At 41.6% G+C, this 19,146-nt stretch carries 16 protein-coding genes; 4 read left to right on the top strand and 12 right to left on the bottom strand.

Going from position 1 to position 19,146, the window contains the following annotated elements:
- Positions 1–6: 6 nt before the first annotated feature.
- Complete coding sequence (locus AS141_RS11220) at positions 7–1,371, bottom strand: exonuclease domain-containing protein (protein WP_057937758.1); 1,365 nt, start codon at positions 1,369–1,371, stop codon at positions 7–9.
- Between the two features lie 302 nt (positions 1,372–1,673).
- Between AS141_RS11220 and AS141_RS11215 the strand changes: the two genes are divergently transcribed.
- Positions 1,674–3,980, top strand: a complete 2,307-nt coding sequence (locus AS141_RS11215; protein WP_082632263.1) for a TonB-dependent receptor — start codon at positions 1,674–1,676, stop codon at positions 3,978–3,980.
- Between the two features lie 10 nt (positions 3,981–3,990).
- Positions 3,991–4,590, top strand: coding sequence for a hypothetical protein (locus AS141_RS11210; RefSeq protein WP_057937757.1), 600 nt, complete (start codon positions 3,991–3,993; stop codon positions 4,588–4,590).
- Positions 4,591–4,657: 67 nt separating this feature from the next.
- On the opposite strand, the gene AS141_RS11205 is transcribed toward AS141_RS11210, so the two are convergent.
- The 5 genes from AS141_RS11205 to AS141_RS11185 all read right to left on the bottom strand — a co-directional run bounded on the left by AS141_RS11205 (position 4,658) and on the right by AS141_RS11185 (position 10,481).
- Positions 4,658–5,170 (bottom strand): hypothetical protein, encoded by a 513-nt coding sequence (locus AS141_RS11205; protein WP_057937756.1) that lies wholly within the window; start codon positions 5,168–5,170, stop codon positions 4,658–4,660.
- Between the two features lie 106 nt (positions 5,171–5,276).
- Positions 5,277–6,722 carry a TrkH family potassium uptake protein gene (locus AS141_RS11200; RefSeq protein ID WP_057937755.1) on the bottom strand — a complete coding sequence of 482 codons (1,446 nt, stop codon included), beginning with the start codon at positions 6,720–6,722 and terminating at the stop codon, positions 5,277–5,279.
- A gap of 3 nt (positions 6,723–6,725) precedes the next feature.
- Entirely contained in the window at positions 6,726–8,072 is a 1,347-nt protein-coding gene (gene trkA, locus AS141_RS11195) for a Trk system potassium transporter TrkA (RefSeq protein ID WP_057937754.1), read from the bottom strand.
- A gap of 164 nt (positions 8,073–8,236) precedes the next feature.
- Positions 8,237–9,481, bottom strand: a complete 1,245-nt coding sequence (gene rmuC / locus AS141_RS11190) for a DNA recombination protein RmuC (RefSeq protein ID WP_057937753.1) — start codon at positions 9,479–9,481, stop codon at positions 8,237–8,239.
- On the bottom strand, positions 9,471–10,481 hold the full coding sequence (locus AS141_RS11185; protein WP_057937945.1) for an alpha/beta fold hydrolase: 1,011 nt from the start codon (positions 10,479–10,481) through the stop codon (positions 9,471–9,473). Before AS141_RS11185 ends, rmuC begins: the two co-directional genes overlap by 11 nt.
- 92 nt (positions 10,482–10,573) lie before the next feature.
- Here AS141_RS11185 and AS141_RS11180 point away from each other — a divergent pair, with 92 nt between their 5' ends.
- The gene (locus AS141_RS11180; RefSeq protein WP_057937752.1) at positions 10,574–11,803 is read left to right on the top strand and encodes an Nramp family divalent metal transporter; all 1,230 of its coding nucleotides are present in this window, start codon (positions 10,574–10,576) and stop codon (positions 11,801–11,803) included.
- Positions 11,804–12,030: 227 nt separating this feature from the next.
- Here the strand turns inward: AS141_RS11180 and AS141_RS11175 are convergent, their stop codons facing one another.
- On the bottom strand, positions 12,031–12,585 hold the full coding sequence (locus tag AS141_RS11175; protein ID WP_057937751.1) for a GNAT family N-acetyltransferase: 555 nt from the start codon (positions 12,583–12,585) through the stop codon (positions 12,031–12,033).
- A gap of 296 nt (positions 12,586–12,881) precedes the next feature.
- Between AS141_RS11175 and AS141_RS11170 the strand changes: the two genes are divergently transcribed.
- Positions 12,882–13,673 carry a hypothetical protein gene (locus AS141_RS11170; protein ID WP_057937750.1) on the top strand — a complete coding sequence of 264 codons (792 nt, stop codon included), beginning with the start codon at positions 12,882–12,884 and terminating at the stop codon, positions 13,671–13,673.
- A gap of 224 nt (positions 13,674–13,897) precedes the next feature.
- Here AS141_RS11170 and AS141_RS11165 read toward each other — a convergent pair whose 3' ends face one another.
- The 5 genes from AS141_RS11165 to AS141_RS11145 all read right to left on the bottom strand — a co-directional run bounded on the left by AS141_RS11165 (position 13,898) and on the right by AS141_RS11145 (position 19,134).
- Positions 13,898–15,070: an MFS transporter gene (locus AS141_RS11165; RefSeq protein WP_198293527.1), complete on the bottom strand. Its 1,173-nt coding sequence runs from the start codon at positions 15,068–15,070 to the stop codon at positions 13,898–13,900.
- A complete protein-coding gene (gene mgrA, locus AS141_RS11160; protein WP_057937749.1) occupies positions 15,067–16,086 on the bottom strand; it encodes an L-glyceraldehyde 3-phosphate reductase in 1,020 nt (339 codons plus the stop codon). Before mgrA ends, AS141_RS11165 begins: the two co-directional genes overlap by 4 nt.
- A gap of 141 nt (positions 16,087–16,227) precedes the next feature.
- A complete protein-coding gene (locus AS141_RS11155; protein WP_057937748.1) occupies positions 16,228–17,352 on the bottom strand; it encodes a serine hydrolase domain-containing protein in 1,125 nt (374 codons plus the stop codon).
- 98 nt (positions 17,353–17,450) lie between these two features.
- Positions 17,451–18,386 carry a DUF5996 family protein gene (locus tag AS141_RS11150; RefSeq protein WP_057937747.1) on the bottom strand — a complete coding sequence of 312 codons (936 nt, stop codon included), beginning with the start codon at positions 18,384–18,386 and terminating at the stop codon, positions 17,451–17,453.
- A gap of 49 nt (positions 18,387–18,435) precedes the next feature.
- Positions 18,436–19,134: an SIR2 family NAD-dependent protein deacylase gene (locus tag AS141_RS11145; RefSeq protein ID WP_057937746.1), complete on the bottom strand. Its 699-nt coding sequence runs from the start codon at positions 19,132–19,134 to the stop codon at positions 18,436–18,438.
- Positions 19,135–19,146: the final 12 nt, after the last annotated feature.

The following is a 19,146-nucleotide window of genomic DNA, read 5'->3' as shown; positions in this document are numbered from 1 at the left end:
CTAATCTCAGTGGGTTTCCAAAACCATGATCTGCTCTGGGCTGATCTGATGGATATATTGACGAAGGATATAATAGGTTTCAGGCACTTGCGCCACCAGCTCAAGTTGGGAAGGTATATCATCGGTTATCTGCTCAATACCCAGGTAGGCGAATCTGCTTAGCATCCCGCTTTCAAACATGCAATATGCAGCTTCGTCAGGGTTTCGCCCTTCCAATTTGATGAGGATTTCTTTTTGGCTCTCCCTTATCTTTTCCATGAATTCTGCCACACGCTTATTGTATTCTTTTGGTTCCTCAGTAAAATCACATGCGCCATCACAGCACATTTCCTCTTCAGGATCACAATTTACTTTCCTGATTCCGCATAATTTGGGACATAGGTTATAAGTAGTAATACCGTTTTTAAGAAATGTGTTCGCCTCTTCCAAAGAGAAAAAGGATTCAATCGGCCTGAAATACTTGGTAATCTTAGCTAGTTGAAATCTTCCATAACCTGAATTATCCTCGTAGTGAAATAAGCCAAACATGCGCTTAGGAAGTTTCAAAGCGGAATTATATTTTGGCCATAATCTTTTGATTTCCAACGCTTCAAATAAAAGAGCCATAAATTCACTTCCAGTAAGTTCCCATTTCAGATCAAAAACTTCGGCTTTAAGTTTTTGTTTCAGATTTGGGAGTAGCTGTCCGGAAAAATGACTCTTAAACCGCTCCCTGATATTTACCGCCTTCCCTACGTAGATTACTTTGCCATGCTCATTCAGCATATAATAAACACCACATGCTGTAGGGACTTCTTTGAATTTTGAATGGGGAAAATTAGGAGGCAAAAAGCCTTCTCCTGTATTCTTCTTCAGTGATTGATTGATGATCTGATAGTCGGATTTGATCATCCGATCAAACAATATAGCTGTAGCTTTTGCATCACCCATCGCACGGTGCCTGGATTCAATCTGTATTTTTTGGCTTTCGCAAAGTCTACCAAGACTATAGGATCCCATGCCTGGATAGACCTTTCTACTTAATCGAACAGTACAGAGTTTTGGAGTCTTGAGTTCCTTGCCAACTTTCAAAAACGCCTCACGAAGAAAGCCATAGTCAAAACTAACATTGTGCGCCACAAATACCCTATCATTGAGCAACTCCCAAAGCTCTCCCTCAATTGCCGAAAAAGTGGGCTGATGTCTTACCATGAAATTATCGATCCCAGTCAATCCTGTAATATAAGTGGGAATTGCCTGCTCGGGGTTAAGCAGTGTCTGGTATTCTCTGATAATCGATTTCCCATCGTGTATCAAAACAGCAATCTCGGTAATACCACCATTCTTTGGAGCTCCTCCCGTGGTCTCAATATCTACTATAGCAAATTCCATTGACTAAAAGTATGAAATAGAATTTTCAGTTAAGAATTGACGGCATAAAATGACGCAGTTTCTATAAGCTTCCGTCTCTTTTAAATGAAATTGTGATTAGTCTTCATTAAAACCAATAAGCTTTTGTCCTTCTTACCAAAGCTAAAACAGAATAAGTTTGACTGCTAAAATCCAGCCATCACCATCATCTATTCTCAGTCCAAATCACCGCATCACTTCCCATTTTTAACCATCCATCCTATTAATGCAACTTTGTTTCAAATATCCTAGTTAATAATTCCGACGCATCTTATTTTTGCATTGTGAATTTAAAAACAGGAATACTCTTAACACTGATTTTGCTGTTTGGGTTTAAAGCCAATGCCCAGAATTGCAACTTTTCTATCCGGGGAAAAATTGTCCATTTGGAAAACAATGAACCCATTGAGGCAGCATATGTGTGGGTTGTTGAGGCAGAGGAAGGGGCAGTAAGTGATCAGAATGGGAATTTCACAGTCAAAAACCTGTGTAGCGGAACTTATACAATTACGATACAATACCTTGGACATAAGGATATTAGGGATATTGTGAAAATAGAATCCAATACATTCAGCAAAACCTATAGGCTGGAAGATGAAGCTATGGAACTGAGCGGAGTGGAAATCCATGGTCACCGTGATGCGGTCCAAACGACTACTGCCGTCTCTTCATTGTATGGCGAAAACCTGCTGGAATCAAGAGGTGAGAATCTTGGAGAAAGTTTAAAGCGCATCTCTGGTGTATCTACATTTTCTACCGGAAACAGTATAGCAAAACCTGTAATCCATGGTATGCATAGTAATCGGATTATGATTATGAATAATGGCATTCGACTGGAAGGACAGCAATGGGGAGCTGAGCATGCACCTGAGATTGATCCTTTTCTCGCGGATGAAATCACCGTGATAAAAGGCGCTGAAACTGTAAGATATGGACCTGAGGCGATGGGCGGGGTGATACTGGTAAACCCAGCACCTCTACCTACAAAAAAAACCAGCAAGACAAATCTTAACTTTGTAGGCGGTACGAATGGTCGGATGGGCAATTTAAATTTGGCCCATGTTGGTGGTTCAGATAAAATCAAAGGATTAGGCTACCGGATCCAGGGCTCCGCCAAAAGATCAGGCAATGTGAAGTCTCCCGGATATTTCCAAGAAAACACCGGAGTGAATGAGTTAAACTTAAGCACTTCACTTGGCTATAGCAGCACCAAACTTGGTATTGAAGCCTATTACAGCCTTTTTCATTCAGAACTGGGGATACTGAAGGATTCACATACCGGAAATCTTTCGGATCTGAAAGATATCATCGAAAATGGTCGCCCATTTGCAGACGGGGAATTCAGCTATGACATCGTTAATCCAAAGCAACGGGTAACTCATCACCTAGCTAAATTAAAGTCACATTATCACATTTCTGAAAGCTGGAAATTAAACTTTCAATACGGTTTCCAACTAAACCACAGACAGGAATTTGATAAGAGACGGGGAAATCTAAACAAGAAGGCCAGCTTGGATCTGGAACTTTACACCAATACTATTGACCTCTATGTAAACCACACACATAAGAATGAACTGAGCGGAACATGGGGCATCAGCCTTATCCAGCAAGCTAATACGAATGTACCTGGAACTGGGGTGACGCCCTTGATCCCAAACTATGACATGGTGAATGCCGGATTGTATGCAATGGAAAAATTTTCGAAAGGACCGCTGGAAGTTGAAGCTGGAGTAAGATATGATTTCAGAAATGTAAGTACAGCAAGGTACATCAACCAGGAATTGCGAACATCAGATCTTGCTTATCAAAACCTCTCGGCTTTTATCGGTGGACTCTATCATATTAGTCCTGATCTTACATTCAATTCGAACCTTGGTTCAGCATGGAGATCCCCGAATGTGAATGAGTTATTTAGTGAAGGGCTACATCATGGAGCTGCAGCGGTAGAAATCGGTGATCCTGATCTGGAATCGGAGAAATCCCTTAAGTGGATCAATGAACTGCAGTATGATGGGCAAAAAACCCATTTGGAATTCACAGCTTATCTGAATCCTATCCGTGATTACATCTACCTTAACCCTACAGGTGAAACGTATGTAAGCCTAAGAGGAACATTCAATGTATATGAATACGTGCAGGCAAACGCTTTTTTCTACGGGTTTGACTTTGCAGGAAGCTATCAATTTACCACCAAGATCAATGGCTACCTGAAAGGCTCCATCGTTCAGGCGAAAAACATAGATAATGACAGCTATTTCCCGTTTATTCCCAGCAACAGAATGGATTGGGGTGTCAGTTATGATTTTGCGAAAGCCTCGGATTCACGGACCAATAAAATCACCTTGAGCAATGTCCTTGTTGCCAGGCAAAACAGAGAACCTGATTTTGATATTGCTCCTGCCCCACCTGCTTATGCCCTTTTCAATTTAGCCTATCAAAAGCAGCTCACCCTTGGAGAAAATAAGCTGAATCTAGGGCTGCAGGTACAAAACCTGTTCAATACCAGTTACAAAGATTACATGAACCGCTTTCGGTACTTCACCTATGATATGGGAAGAAATGTTCTTCTAAAAATCAATTATGAATTCTAACCAATAACTTATGAAAACGACAAACAAACTTTACCTTATTGCCCTAGTTTTGATCTCATTCACCATCTTAAGCTGCGACAGCGAAGATCCCGTACCGGAAAATGACGGAGAACTGATTACTGATGTAACCCTCACTTTTCAGGAAATTGATGTAAACGGAGATGAAGTGGGAGAGCCTTTTGACTTCACGGCTTCTGATACCGAAGGTATAGAAATAGGTTCTACACCTGAGATAGAAACAGTGATGTTGGCTAAAGGCAAGACTTACCAGATGTCCATTTCTGTTTATAATTCCGTAGCAGGAGAAGATATCACTGAAGAAATCAGTGAAGAATCAGATGAGCATCAGTTCTATTTCTTAGGTTCAGCTTTTGTAGGCACACCTATTCTTACCTATGAATATGACGACGAAGGCGGGATAAACCTTGGATTGAAAGGCATAGTGAAGGTAGACCAAAGCCCGACACTCAACAATGCCAACATGCAGATCTTACTCCGTCATGCATTGGACAAAAGCTATCCCGGAGCGACAAATCCAACTTTTACAGACTATGCACAAGCGGGAGGAGAATCCGATCTGGACATCACTTTCCCTGTTGTGATTGAGTAATCAATGACGTTTATAAACAGAAAAAGCAGCTTCTCAGCTGCTTTTTCTGTTTAGCTGGCAAATACTATTAAAAGTCAGGTGAACAAATTGTCATCTGGGCAGCGACAAATTCCACTGTTTCATCTAGATTTGACCCTATATCTCCTGCCACCAAAATCACTTTGTAATCCGGGCCCTCACTAGCCAAGTGAACTTTCACGTGTCCATCAAACTCTTTCATATCTTCAAAACTCAGTTTATTTCCATCCATCAATGAACCGAGAATTGTCTCACTTCGAAGATCAGCACCACTTACAGGGTTTAGCATAAAAGCCATCGGAGCTTCTGGATCGGAGTAATTCCCATAGTGCAAATGAGCAGGAAATGCCGTCGCCGAATTGCTTGTCTCACCTACTAGCTGCACTGTCAGCTCCAGATTCCCATCTGTTAGTTCCCGGACGGTAAGCTGACCAGAATAATCAAATGCACTGGCTTTATGTAGCCGGTACTCTAGTTTCTTGCCAGTGTAGACTTCAGGTTCAGATTCAGAGCAAGACCAAACACTCACTAGTACAGATAAGATCAGAAACAGTTTTCTCATAATAATTCGGCTTTTAGTGCTCAACGGAAAGTTATTGATTTCTGTTCGAAATTCTTAGAGGTTGTCAAAACATCCACGCTCACAAAACTAAGTACCAATTCCCAAATTAATTAGCTCTCCAGAAGAACGGCGTAAATAATATCAGTATAGTAAACAGTTCAAGCCTTCCCAAAAGCATGATGAAGGAGAGAAAGATCTTGGCTGTAGGTGAGAAAAATGCAAAATTATCTACCGGGCCAACATCCCCGATTCCCGGCCCGACATTGGCCAAAGAAGTAGCCACCGCCCCTAGAGAAGTTGGCAAATCATACCCCATCAGGGAAAGCGCCAACGAGCCTAAGACAAAAGTCAATAAATAAATCAGGAGGAAGTTCATAATATGTGTGATGATCCTACCTGTTACTCTGTCACCGTTGATAATCAAAGGAACAATTGCCCTCGGATGTACCAGCCGCTTAAATTCCAACCAGGAATTCTTGATAAACGTGAGGTGCCTTACAAATTTTATTCCTCCCGCGGTTGATCCTGCACTACCTCCCAAAAACAACAACATAAAGCAAAAAAAAGTAACTCCTTGACTGTATTTGGTATAATCATCAGTCACATAACCTGTAGTAGTCACAATGGAAACCACCTGAAAGAGGGATTTTCTAAATGCCAATTCAGCATTAGTCTCAATGTTAGAAATAGGAAAATACAGAAGTACAGAAATTCCCAATAAGGCAAGGGCATACGTTTTGAATTCGTCGCTTTGGAAAACACGCTTAAATTTCCCTATCAATCCAAAGTAGATCACCGTAAAGTTAGTCCCCGCCAAAAACATAAACACAATTGCTACATATTGAATAAAAGCCGAATCATAGTAAGCCATGCTGGCATTTTTGGTAGAAAACCCTCCAGTGGCCAAAGTCGTAAGGGCGTGGTTAATTGCATCAAAAAAAGTCATCCCCCCAACCCAATAAAGCAAGGTGGCCAATACAGTAAGACCTACATATACATACCAAAGCCGTTTGGCTGTTTCGGATATCCTTGGGTGGACTTTATCGGAAGTAGGGCCTGGAGACTCTGCAACAAAAAGCTCAATTCCGCCGATTCCTAACAAAGGAAAAATAGCCACTGTCAGGACAATAATTCCCAACCCTCCGATCCACTGGGTCATGCTACGCCAAAAAAGCAAGCCCTTTGGCATCGCCTCTATATCTGTCAAAATGGAAGCTCCTGTAGTGGTAAGCCCAGACATGGTCTCAAAAAGTGCATCAGAAAACCCATTGATTTCCCGACTAAGCACATATGGCAGCATTCCAAAACATGCCATAAAAATCCAGCTCAAGGCTACAATGAGATAACCTTCACGTTTTCGTATGTTCTGATCCTGCTTTGAGAATGAAAAGAACAATACCATTCCGATAATCATAGTGATCACCGCCGAACTCAAAATTGGCCAGGGGTCTTCATTGAAATGGAAGGAAAAAGCTATACCCGGAAGCATCAGGAGGGAAATCAGCACCAAGAGTGCTCCCATGATCTTTCCGATTTCCTTGAAATGGATCATGTCTTAATGGAACAGTTTTTCGAGTGCGCTTTTTGCCTCTGGCAATGCCAAAACAATTGCTTTATCATTCAGATCCAATTGAAAATCCCCATCAGGAATAAATACTTTTTCTCCTCTTATCACTCCAGCGACAATCGCTGAATCTGGAAAATGTAGCTCTCTAAGTGACTTTTTAATCAACCGGTTATTCTTGCATACAGAATACTGAATAAACTCAGCATCCACGCCATATATTCCCGAAACAGCCTCTACAGTCCCCTTTTTTAAAAATCTGGAAATTTCATTCGCTGCAACCAGCTTTTTATTAATTAGTGAGTCCACTCCTATACTGTGTGAAATATGTATATATTCCCGTGTGTCCACGTGCGCAATAGTCTTATAAACCCCATGGTTTTTGGCCGTCAAACTCGCTATAATATTTGTTTCCGAAGATTCAGTCAACGCCAAAAAAGCGTCCATCTGCTCTAATCCTTCTTCAATCAAAAGCTCGACATTTTTATAATCCCCATTGATCACCAGGGAACTTTTAAGATTTTCCGCCAGCCATTTGCAGCGCTCTTTGTCTTTATTGATCAAGGTCACACGGAAGTGGTCTTCCAGTCTGAGTGCAGTGGTCAAAGCCATATCGTCTCCACCGATAATCATCACATTTCTGACCGTATGTTTCTCTTGGCCAAGAACTTCCATGATAGTCTGCGTATTTTTCTTATTGGAAATGAAAAACACGTGATCGTTATTTCGGATAATTGTGCTTCCGCGGGGTATAATGGTTTTTTGATCCCTTAAAATCGCAATGATCCGAATGTCTTCAAAAATCGGATTTGACTTGGTATCCATGATCCGCTGGTTGACCAAAGGGTTGCTTTGATCCAGTGTGATGCCCACAATATTGAGCTTTCCTCCTTCAAAATCGAAAACTTCAGTAAAACTGGAATTTTCTATCATATTGAAGATGTGCTTGCTGCAGAGCATCGTAGGCGAGATCAGGTTGTCAATACCCAGATTTTGAAAATAGGTCAAATTCTCGGCTTCCATGTAAGAGTGGTTTCTCACTCTTGCCATCACGCGCTTTGCCCCTAATTGTTTAGCCAAAACTGCTGTGACAATGTTGGTTTTCTCTGACGTAGTGACACATAAAACCATACTCGCCCTGTTAGCATTGGCACGCTTGAGCACTTCAAAAGATGTAGCATCCCCTTGTACTGTCAACACATCAAGTTTGGAAGAAACATAGTCCAGAACTTCTCTGTCCGTGTCGATCAGTGTGATGTCTTTATTATCGAAACTTAATTGCTCAGCAAGGTGATATCCCATATCTCCTGCACCGGCAATCACAATATTCATCCCCATAGAGGTAATTCAGGTGATTTTTGAACTGGCAAAAGTAATATCTTTCTAAATGGTAATCAGCCATTAAGCTATTTCTTTATGCTATACAGGTCAAAGTAACAAAGCTAAAATCGAATAATTCATTTTTTGGGTGGGTTTTTCAGATTCAAATCCTGTAAATCCCCCTACTCTTCGAGAAGCTTGCTACTCTCAGCTTCGGGCAATTCCTGAATATCTTTCAATTTCCGCTGAATCACACGAGTTCTCGCTCCAACCAGCTTATCCAGTTCGGAATTTGCCTCAGTTAGTTTCTTCTGGGTCTTTTCTATCAGCTCTCCAAATTTTCCAAACTCTGTCTTGATTGCCCCCAATATTTGCCAAACTTCTGAACTTCTCTTTTGAATAGCCAGGGTCCTGAACCCCATCTGAAGGCTGTTCAAAATCGCAGAAAGGGTCGTTGGCCCTGTCACTAAGACTTTATATTCCTGTTGGATCTGCTGCGTCAGGCCCGGCTCACGAAGTATTTCGGCATATAGGCTTTCTACAGGAAGAAAAAGTATTGCAAAATCCGTGGTGTAAGGCGGATGGACATATTTGTTCTGAATGTCCTGAGCAGCTTTTTTCACAGCTTTATACAACTCATTTCTATACATTTCTATTTCTGGCTTAGATGCCACTTCATATGCATCAACTAACCTCAAGTACGATTCCTGAGGAAATTTAGAATCAATAGGAAGCAAAATAGACTCGTTCTGACCTGGCATTTTCACTGCAAACTCTACACGCTCTCTGTTTCCTTTACCTACCTCGGCATTCAATAGGTACTGATCAGGTGAAAGGAGGCTCTCCAATATGGCCTGCAACTGGTATTCTCCCAATACTCCACGACTTTTCACATTGGTCAGCACGCGTTTCAAATCACCTACGCCATTGGCAAGGTTTTGCATTTCACCCAATCCTTTCTGAACTGCCTGAAGTTGGTTACTTACCATGGCAAATGACTGCCCAAGACGGGTTTCCAATGTTTTTTGAAGCTTTTCATCGACTGTTTCCCTGATCTTTTCCAGACGCAGTTCTGTTGTTTTCATCAACTCTTCCTGACGGCGATTCAGCTCACTGAACTTTTCCCGTTGCAGGGTATTGAACTCTTGGACATTCTGACGAAATAGCTCACCAAAGGATTTTAACGCCTCATTCTGATCTTTGGAATTGGCACGGATGCTATTGAAAACCAACTGAAATTGATTGGTAAGATTCTCGCTCGCTTCCCTTCTAGATTGTGCCAAGGCGATTTCGAGCTCCTTACTCATTCTGCTCAGCTCGGCTTGTAGGAAGGCTTTGTCCTGATCGTTGTTCTTTCGTAAGAAGAACAAAACCAAAAAAACCAGTTGTAAAAAGACTATTAAAATTAAAATGTACTCAGTGGGCATATGTCATTAGTTGAGGTTCATGAAGGTAATCCTTCCGGGCTTCCACCCCTAAAAAGGACAGGTATTTGGCGACAGATTCCGTCGCAATTTCTTCCATGGGTACATGACCTACAGCTTCAAAAACAATCAATTTGGAACCTGAGATTGCTTTTTCGAGTGAATATGCCTGAGCCACAGGAATCCAGGAATCATCTTCACCCCACATAATCAAGGTGGGCATAGTCAGTCTTTCATAGTCAATCCTCATTTCTCCAGGAGCTCTTAACCGATCTAAAGTCGCCTGTCTGTTGCCCTCCCGAAGCATCAGTTCATAATAGCGATCAATTACCTCTTCTGTGATTTTATCAAAATCAGAATAAACCTGCCTTAGATTCATCGCAAACAAAAACCTGGGGGTACATTTCATAAGTGCAGATGAAATAATCGGAGTTGTGGCAAATTTAAAAATCCATGCTTCGTTTGGCTTGGGTTCTCCACTATTAAAAGATAATTCTTCAGATGGTATTGCAGAAACAGCATCTATAAGACTAAGGGAGAGCACCTTATCAGGCCGCGTAGAAGCTATTTGCATTGCTACTGACCCTCCCATGGAATTCCCAGCTAAATGAAACTGGTCTAGGTTCAGTTTTTCTGCCAACAATAAAACTAACTGGGAATAATCCGTCAGGCTATAACGCTTCAGTTCATCGGGGCCTGTAAGCCCATGCCCAGGGAAATCCAGCGAGATGGTCAAAAAATACGGACTGAGCTCCTGCTGCCAGATATCCCAGGTATGAAGCGACGAAAAGCTTCCATGCAAAAGGAAAACCGGATCGCCTTCTCCCATAATCCGCACATGAACATTGATCCCGTTTACCTCAATGAAATGAGACTGGGCAGTGCCGTACTTTTCCTCTATTTGGGCAGCAGGAATATCACTGCGGAAAATCAAGAGCATGAAAAATATCAACGTTAGCGCAAGAACGAATAAAACCTTCAAAGTCCGTTTGATCCAAAGCATTAATGTGGCTTTTTTTATCTTTATGTTAATTGCTGTCAGAAAGAAAAACAAGAAAACTCATTTTCCCTTATGTTGGCTTATAAATATACACGTTGAGTCTTAAAACACTTTTAAACAACCTTGGTCCTGGCCCTGTTGTCGCCGCCGCATTTATTGGTCCGGGAACAGTGACGGTATGTACACTTGCAGGTATGAATTCTGGGTTTTCCTTGCTGTGGGCTTTAGGGTTATCAGTGATCTCAACGGTGATCCTTCAGGAAATTTCCGGAAGATTGGGACTTATCACCGGAAGGGATTTGAGTCAGCTCATCCGTAATCAAAAAGGTAATCCAGTCTTTCGCTACTTTTGTATGTCACTGGTTATTATAGCAATAGGGGTAGGAAATGGGGCTTACGAATCAGGAAATATTTCTGGCACTTACTTAGGGCTGCAGATTTTCTGGGAAGCTCCTACCCCAGTCCTTCCGGGAATTGAAATTCAATCCGGCAATCTGATCATGGGAATTCTGGTTTTCACACTGTTATGGTGGGGCAATTACAAAGCGCTGGAACGGGTGTTGGTGGGCTTGGTGGTCTGTATGTCCATAGCGTTCACAGCCACAGCTATTCTTACCAAGCCAGATTGGCCAGCTGTATCTGCAGGCTTTATCCCAAGTTGGAGCAATGAAGATCTTCCCACGTTGGTTGCATTAATAGGGACAACGGTAGTTCCTTATAATCTATTTCTCTATGCCAGTTTGGCAAAGACAAGATGGTCTGGGTCATCGGACATTCAGTGGATGCGAAGGGATATCGTGATCTCTGTCATTCTCGGTGGTCTGGTTTCCATGGCTATTTTGATGGTCGGTGCCGGTAACCCAAGCGAAGAAATCACAAATGCATCCGATGTCTCCAAAGGGTTGGAAGGCGTCTTTGGAGGCTTGGCCAAGTACCTTATGGGCTTTGGACTGATGGCTGCTGGGCTTACCTCTAGCATCACAGCGCCACTCGCTGGCGGGTTGGTTATCTGTGGAATAATGGATTGGGACCAAACTATCCATTCCAAAGCCATGAGAGCCTCTATGGGAGCAATCGTGCTGCTGGGTTTGGCTTTCGCTTCTTTGGGAATCAAACCTATACAATTGATCACTTTGGCGCAATTGGCCAATGGAATACTTTTGCCCCTGGTTAGTGGCTGGATTATCTGGATAGCTTCGCAAAGATTGATCTTGGGAGATTTCCGAAATAAACCTGTATATACTGCAACAGCAGGTTTGATTTGGCTGGTAACTTTGGTTTTGGGATTGAAAAGTATTTCGGCTGTACTCTGTATTGGTTATTGAAAAAAATAGACCTCCCCGCGACTGCACCAAAGGATTAAAGAGCAAATGCCTCTCCAGAAAAAGCATCTATGAATCAAAATTCCGCAAACAAAGATGAAAGTTGGACCACCGTGCTATACGATCCCGAAGACCTGCCTGAGACCAGTCAGGTCTGCCTCCTTTTCAGGGCAAATCTGCCGGAACCATACACCACTCAGAAAAAACACTTTTATACGCAGTACTGTTTTTTACATTTTTCTCCGAATTGTTTCCCATTCACTGCTCAGTACACTATAATAAATAGTATCCCTGCGTCTACCGTTAGCTAACAAAGTATGGCTTCTCAGAACGCCCTCCTCTACAGCTCCTAACTTTACAAGCGCCTTGCGTGCAGGAATATTCAACACATCCGTCTTGATCTCGACGCGCTTCAATTTGAGTTTTTCAAAGCAATATTCAAGCATCAACAGTTTCATAACCCGATTAATGCCGGTGCCATGGAATTCCGCTCCCAACCAAGTCCACCCTATTTCTATACGCCTATCCCGCTCGGAATAATTTCCAAAAGCTGTACTTCCCACAAGTTGGTTTATGTTTTTATCCCAAACTGAGAACTGCAAGCGTTGACCTTCCAGCGCCTGATTTGCCCACTCCATGAATTCCTCCGGAATACTTAGGTTATATGTGAAATAAGTCCATAGACTTGGAACATCTGTCAAAAGCATCAAATTCTGAAAATCCTCTTCAGCAATCGGGGCAAGCCGCACGCTTTCATTTTCCAAAATCAAATTCCGATCTATCATATCTATTTTTCAAATTATTGAACTATAGCTTTATTTATCTAAAATAAAGCATGAAAACGCACACTTTTTTTATAAATCTTCTTACAAATCTTTTTAATATTTCTCTGTTTGTTTATCAAAACGCTAAACTTTTCACTCTTAGCTTATAAATACAGCATTATTTTAAACACTTTGTTAAAATTGGCTTTTACCATGATATCAACAAAAAAATAAAATTATCTCTCTTAAATATGGATATCAACAAAATATTTTTTTAAATTATACAAAAGCGAAATTAACCCTAAACCCTAATAATTATGAAAAAGCTAATATTTTTCCTGGTTTGCGGGATGCTTTGGGTAAGTAGTCTCAAGGCTCAGCAAACGCAATACATGGTATTCGAATTTGTCAAGGTTGAAAACGATCAACTTTTTGATTATATCGAGTTTAAGGATTTGATGGAGAAAGTGTACAGGCAAGCTCTTAATGACGACAGAATAGAAGGCTGGGATTTCTGGTCGCTACAATCAGGCGCGGAAGATTCCAACTTCCAGTACATCATGGTCACCTATTATGATAATCCTGTCAAAATGATGAATGGCCTAGATGAACAATCCATGATTGAGTACACAAAAATCGCTTACCCACATCTGAACAGTGTCCAAATAAGCAAATTGTTTCAAGAATCACTTGCCATGAGAGATCTGCCCATGAGGCTATATATGAAGGAAATATCAGAGACCAGGGATAATTTCCAAATGAAGCCCGGAGTATTAGCCTCCTTTGACCTAATGAAAGCGAAAGAAGGAAACTTCGAAGCCTATGAAGAGGCTGAATCACAAGTATTTAAACCCATTCATCAAAAATATATAGACCAAGGATTGATGGGACACTGGAGTCTCTTAAGGACTGCTCTACCCCTGGGCTCAGAAGCTAATTCCACACACCTGACAATGAATATTTACAAGGATTACATGCAATTCTTTAATGCCCAATCCTATGAAGACATGAACCAGACCGCTGCACAGCGGGAAGCTGTAAATGAAGGCTTAAATTCTAGAGATCAGAAATGGGTTTATCTAGCAACATTAGAAAACGTAGTTCGATAGTCCGGTTGCAACTTACGTGAAGAGGCTTCAAAGGGAGCCTCTTTTTTTTGCGTGCTTCAATTTGATGAGCTCGGAAGATTGCATAGAAAACACCGCCCGAATGAGGATCAGGGTATTATGCTTCTATTCAACTAATCAAAAAATTACTGAAAAAACTGAAAGTAGCTGCACTAAATCTTCAGAGACCGGACAATGTAAAGGCCTGTTAACATCACAGAGATTACTTAATTTCGATCATAAAACCGGAATAGAAAAAGCCCTATTATTGGGCCAAGGACCAGTAAAGCCAGAACATGGTTAATTTGGGTCCATTTTAGGAGAAACTGGGCAAGCTGAATACTTAAAATGGAAATAGCAAACCCAATAGAATTCACTAAAGTCAACGCTGTTCCCCGGTATTCTGCAGGTACACTTTGGGCAACTAATGTAGAAAACTGAGGGGAATCAGCTGAAATCAGACTACCCCATATCAATAACAATCCAATCCATACCCAATTTGGCATTCCTGAAACAAATACTAGCAAGACACAGCAAATCCCAGATCCTGTTAAAGCTACTTCAGCTACTTTCCTACTCCCGACCTGCTGGGCTATCCACCCTCCTACTGCACAAGAAATAGCTCCACTGCCTATCACAAAAAAAGACAGTAAACTTTCTGAACCACCCGGTTTATCATTGCCACTCAGAAATGAAATGAGGATCGGAACGAACGCCCAAAAAGCATACAACTCCCACATATGACCGAAATATCCCGAAGCAGCACTTACCAGGGCTTTGACCTTAGCTAGTTTTGGCAAAAGACTAAGGTCAAATTTTGGATTAATTTTATGAAATGGACCATCTGGAACAAAGAATCCTATGATAAATCCTCCTAATAAAGCCAGTCCCGAAGTAAACCAGAGCACTCGCTTCCATGAGAAATCCAGCTCCAGTCCCTTCAGAAGATGCGGAAAAGCCGTTCCCAAAACTAGCGCCCCCACCAATAACCCCAACGCAGCTCCCAAACCTTTTTGAAAGTAATCCGCCGCGATCTTCATCCCGACTGGATATATTCCGGCTAGAAAAAAACCAACCATAAATCTGCAGGAAAGGACCATGGAAAGATCCATTGGAAGAGTAACAATCAACAGATTAAAACCTGCAGCCAAAATCGAACTGTAAAAGAAAACATTACTAGGAGAAAAGCGATCTGGAATCGAAAAAACAGCAAAAATCATGGTTCCTAGTATAAAGCCAAATTGCACTGCCGAAGTGATGCTTGCTAAAATTCCGGTATTATTAAGTATTTGGCTGATTTCCGGGGCTACAGCGTTTGCCGCAAACCAAAGCGAAGTACCCAAAAATTGAGCGAAGACGATCAAAATCAGGGCACTTCGGGATGTTAGCTCATATTTCAAGCGCCTAAGATTTGGCGGATCATGGCTACCTCTTCAGTACTGAATATCGAATTTTTCACAGCAGCTACATTATCATCCAATTGCTCTGGCTTGGAAACTCCTACCAAAACAGATGTAATACGCTGATCCTTAAGCAACCAAGCAATAGCCATTTGAGCAAGTGTTTGCCCCCGGTCTATCGCAATATCATTCAATCGGGAGATCATACGGATCTTCTCATCAGAAATCTGCTCTGCCTTCAAATACCTTCCGTCTTTGGCGGCTCTGGAATCTGCAGGAATTCCTTTCAGGTATTTATCCGTAAGAAGTCCTTGTTCCAATGGAGAAAATGCGATGCTGCCCACTCCTTTTTCCCCCAACACATCCATCAGCCCATTTTCCACCCAGCGATCTATCATGGAGTACCTAGGCTGGTGAATCAAAAGCGGTGTCCCGAGTCGTTTCAATAGGTCATAGGCTTTGACCGTATCCTCGGCAGAGTACTGGGAAATACCGACATAAAGTGCCTTTCCCTGCTTTACCAAAAGATCAAGCGCTCCCATGGTCTCTTCAAGCGGAGTATCGGGATCCGGACGGTGATGGTAGAATATATCCACATAATCCAATCCCATTCGCCTCAGACTTTTATCACAGCTTGCTACCAAATACTTCTTAGAACCAAAATTGCCATACGGTCCAGGCCACATATCCCAGCCTGCTTTAGAGGATATTATTAATTCATCTCTTAAGGCAGAAAAATCCTTTTTTAGTATTCGACCGAAATTCTCCTCGGCAGATCCAAAGGGAGGCCCATAATTATTTGCCAAATCAAAATGGCAAATCCCTAGGTCAAAAGCTCTTCGGAGGATAGATCTTCCGAGTGTAAAATTAGAGTTATGCCCGAAATTATGCCATAATCCCAGGCTTATCTGAGGTAAGACTAAGCCACTATTTCCGCATCTGCGGTACTTCATCTGGTGGTAGCGATCAGCGGCAGGCTGGTATGGTAGAAGTGGTGAATGATCGTTAATATCCATGTTTTAGGTCTAAGTTATTGTTTAAACGAACCAAAATAGAGCGATTAAAGCTGATATCAAACCTAAGACCCTATGAAGTAATCAACTTTTCCATACATAGCTGATTCAATAGCTGAAAAAATCAATGTATTGGAAAAATATTCAATTAAGGGAAATATAAGAGATAATTTGACTGGCAATTTCAATTCTGAAATCTTCTTTGTCCCTGGCATTCGAAAATAGAAAAATACCGGTTTCAGTTTCTTTGGAGTAGAACAATAAACTGGAATATCCTGCCTGACCTCCGTAGTGGCCAATCCACCTATTGCCATTAATCTGGGTCTTTTGAAAACCTGCGGGTACATCGGCATCATCAAGAGTGAGCCATTCCAGCGCTTTTTTATACGCTCCCGATTCTGCTCTTAGTAAATGAAGCAGGGCTAAACTCATGTCTTTTGTAGTGGTAATCAGTCCAGAGGATGGCGAAGGAAACAGCGAAAAACTAATCCTTTTTGGCTCAATCCTCTTCCACAGGAAGGTTTTTTGATATCCGGTTATCCTATTCCCTTCCAAAGGCCAGCTCGTCACAAATTCAGAATTAGCCATTCCTGAAGGAGCTAACACATTTTTGTGAATTTGGGCACCAAAATTAAGTTCTCCTGTCTCGCTTAGCAAAAACCCCAATAAATCGAAATTGGAGTCAGCATAGTTAAAGGCTACAGAATCTACCTCATCAATCGACGGCTTTTCTAAAAACTCCCATCCCCATTCATTCAGGTTTTGTGATTTTGAAAATGAGAAAATCAGCTCAGAGAGATTTTTATCGCGAATACCCGACTGATGCAATAACAAATCTTGAAGGCGCAGGTTGGTAAGGAAAGAAGAATTTACTTCCCTTCCCAATTCCAGTGAGGAAACAGGATCTTTTGGATCTATTTCTTTACCCTGAAAAACAGTAGCTGATCCTAAGGCCGTAAATATTTTCGAAACCGATGCAACTACTATTTTACTTTCTACAGTCAAGGGATCCTTCGTCTCCAAATTCCCGAACCCAAACGCATTCAAATAAATAACTTTATCATCCTTTACGACCGCTACAGAAATACCGGGCAAAAGATAGGTTGACATAGCTTGATTCACAATAGAATCAATGCCTTCATTTTGGGTTGATGCTTTTAAGCTAGGGGTGATACGTACTTTGGGATAGCTATGCCACCATTCCCAAGCCACAAACAGCGCTATCCAAAAAACCAAAACAGTTGAAAGAATTTTGATTTTTTTAGTCATAGAATCAACTATTTTTAATCTAATTGGATCTTGGGAAGCTAGAGCTGTTTAGCCTTTCCGGGTAATAAGAAACATCCAAAGAACCTAACGTCCCGCTTCTACTTTTTATCCAAATGTGAGAAGTCACAATCGAGCTTTTCACGGTCCCAATTCCCGGCCTTCGCAGCTGCCTCATAGGTGCTTTGCAGAAATTCTAGCAGCATCTCATTAGGCGAAGAAGATTTCCTCACCTCCTCATAGTTGAGTATAAATTCACCTAGATCATTGTTCCAATAAGCTTTATCCGGAGAAATCTTCTCTTTCTGAAAATCAGGATAATTTGGATAGCTGTAGGCATAGAAAACAGGAGTTTTGAACGTGTCGCTCCCCGGCCAAAAACCAACACTAAAAGCTTCATGGGAATAAGCTTCCTGCATTACAGTAAGGGGAATGTTAGGCACCTGCCCAGAGAATTCAGGAGCTTTGTTTCCTGAAAAGCGAGTATATGCCAAATCAAAAGAACCCCAGAAGAAATGTATTGGGCTATTTTTCCCAGTGAATTTTGTTCTAAACACTCCAAATACATTCTGAATTTGAACCAAAGTCTTCCATAGACTCTGTGCAGCATTCGCCTGGTACATTATCCGCTTTTTGTTCTTCGGGAAAGGAATAGGGTCAGGCACTTCATTTGGGCTTTCGTGGATTTTCACATCGATCCCTAGAAATTTCAACTTTTCCATTAATTGCTCATAAAAACTGGCTACAGTCTGACCGCCTAGCGCAAAACGATCCCGGGTACCATTGCTTGTTTTTATTCTCAATTCGTGATGGATAAAGTCAAAATTAATATTAAACATTCCTCCCTCATACGGGATATTTCCCGTAGTCAACCCCTGCGTGTCTACATAGAGGGAAACATGCCAGGAATGATTTTGCCATGGCGACTTTTTGAGACGTACTTTGCCCACAATCTGAGTCCATTGGTGCAAGAGATAAAGGGTATCTTTATTCTCTTCAAACTGAAATACCGGCCAGGAGTTCTTTTTCGGTGCCATAGACAAAAGTTTATCTCTCAATTTATAGTTTTTCCGCCCTGAACAAAAATTAAATTATAGACTTTATCACTTTTTCAAAAGTATTTATCCCATAAGTGGCGTTTTCCGGGATATAAACAACTTTTTTGCTTAAACCAATTTCTGGATTCTTAGGATCGATCAAATATATCTTGCTGGAAACAGGAACATAATCAACCAAACCTGCTGCGGGATAAACTTGAAGCGAAGTACCAACCACAAGGAAAATATCTGCCTGTGCTACAATTTCCATCGCTTCATCCATCTTGGGTACTTGCTCACCAAACCAGACGATGAAAGGACGGAGTTGGCTGCCCTTCTCACACTTGTCACCATCTTTTATTTCCCAACCATTTAGCTCATAAACCAGACTGGGATCCAAAGTGCTCTGCGCTTTTTTCAGTTCACCATGAAGATGAATAACTTTGGTTGAGCCTGCCCGCTCATGTAGATCATCCACATTTTGGGTGATGATGGATACATCAAAATCTTTCTCTAAATCTGCCAAAATCACATGAGCATGATTCGGCTCGCACTCAAGCAGTTGCTTCCTGCGTTGATTGTAAAAATTCTGTACCAGCTGACGGTTCCGTCTCCACCCCTCTGGTGAAGCCACTTCCATCACGTCATGGCCTTCCCAAAGGCCACCGGAATCCCTAAAAGTTTTAATACCACTTTCCGCAGAGATTCCTGCACCACTCAATACAACCAAATGCTTCTTTTTGCCCATGACTCTTGCGTT

Origin of the sequence: Algoriphagus resistens, assembly GCF_001442615.1 — a bacterium.
GTDB classification, from domain to species: domain Bacteria; phylum Bacteroidota; class Bacteroidia; order Cytophagales; family Cyclobacteriaceae; genus Algoriphagus; species Algoriphagus resistens.
Note: the sequence above shows the minus strand (reverse complement) of the source record. Positions and strands in the feature narration are given on the sequence as shown.

What these genes read in the sequence shown, in the direction of transcription:
- AS141_RS11220 (WP_057937758.1), bottom strand. Translation starts at nt 1,371, where the DNA reads ATGGAATTTGCTATAGTAGATATTGAGACCACGGGAGGAGCTCCAAAG.
- AS141_RS11210 (WP_057937757.1), top strand. Translation starts at nt 3,991, where the DNA reads ATGAAAACGACAAACAAACTTTACCTTATTGCCCTAGTTTTGATCTCA.
- AS141_RS11205 (WP_057937756.1), bottom strand. Translation starts at nt 5,170, where the DNA reads ATGAGAAAACTGTTTCTGATCTTATCTGTACTAGTGAGTGTTTGGTCT.
- AS141_RS11200 (WP_057937755.1), bottom strand. Translation starts at nt 6,722, where the DNA reads ATGATCCATTTCAAGGAAATCGGAAAGATCATGGGAGCACTCTTGGTG.
- trkA (WP_057937754.1), bottom strand. Translation starts at nt 8,072, where the DNA reads ATGGGGATGAATATTGTGATTGCCGGTGCAGGAGATATGGGATATCAC.
- rmuC (WP_057937753.1), bottom strand. Translation starts at nt 9,481, where the DNA reads ATGCCCACTGAGTACATTTTAATTTTAATAGTCTTTTTACAACTGGTT.
- AS141_RS11185 (WP_057937945.1), bottom strand. Translation starts at nt 10,481, where the DNA reads ATGCTTTGGATCAAACGGACTTTGAAGGTTTTATTCGTTCTTGCGCTA.
- AS141_RS11175 (WP_057937751.1), bottom strand. Translation starts at nt 12,585, where the DNA reads ATGATAGATCGGAATTTGATTTTGGAAAATGAAAGCGTGCGGCTTGCC.
- AS141_RS11170 (WP_057937750.1), top strand. Translation starts at nt 12,882, where the DNA reads ATGAAAAAGCTAATATTTTTCCTGGTTTGCGGGATGCTTTGGGTAAGT.
- mgrA (WP_057937749.1), bottom strand. Translation starts at nt 16,086, where the DNA reads ATGGATATTAACGATCATTCACCACTTCTACCATACCAGCCTGCCGCT.
- AS141_RS11155 (WP_057937748.1), bottom strand. Translation starts at nt 17,352, where the DNA reads ATGACTAAAAAAATCAAAATTCTTTCAACTGTTTTGGTTTTTTGGATA.
- AS141_RS11150 (WP_057937747.1), bottom strand. Translation starts at nt 18,386, where the DNA reads ATGGCACCGAAAAAGAACTCCTGGCCGGTATTTCAGTTTGAAGAGAAT.
- AS141_RS11145 (WP_057937746.1), bottom strand. Translation starts at nt 19,134, where the DNA reads ATGGGCAAAAAGAAGCATTTGGTTGTATTGAGTGGTGCAGGAATCTCT.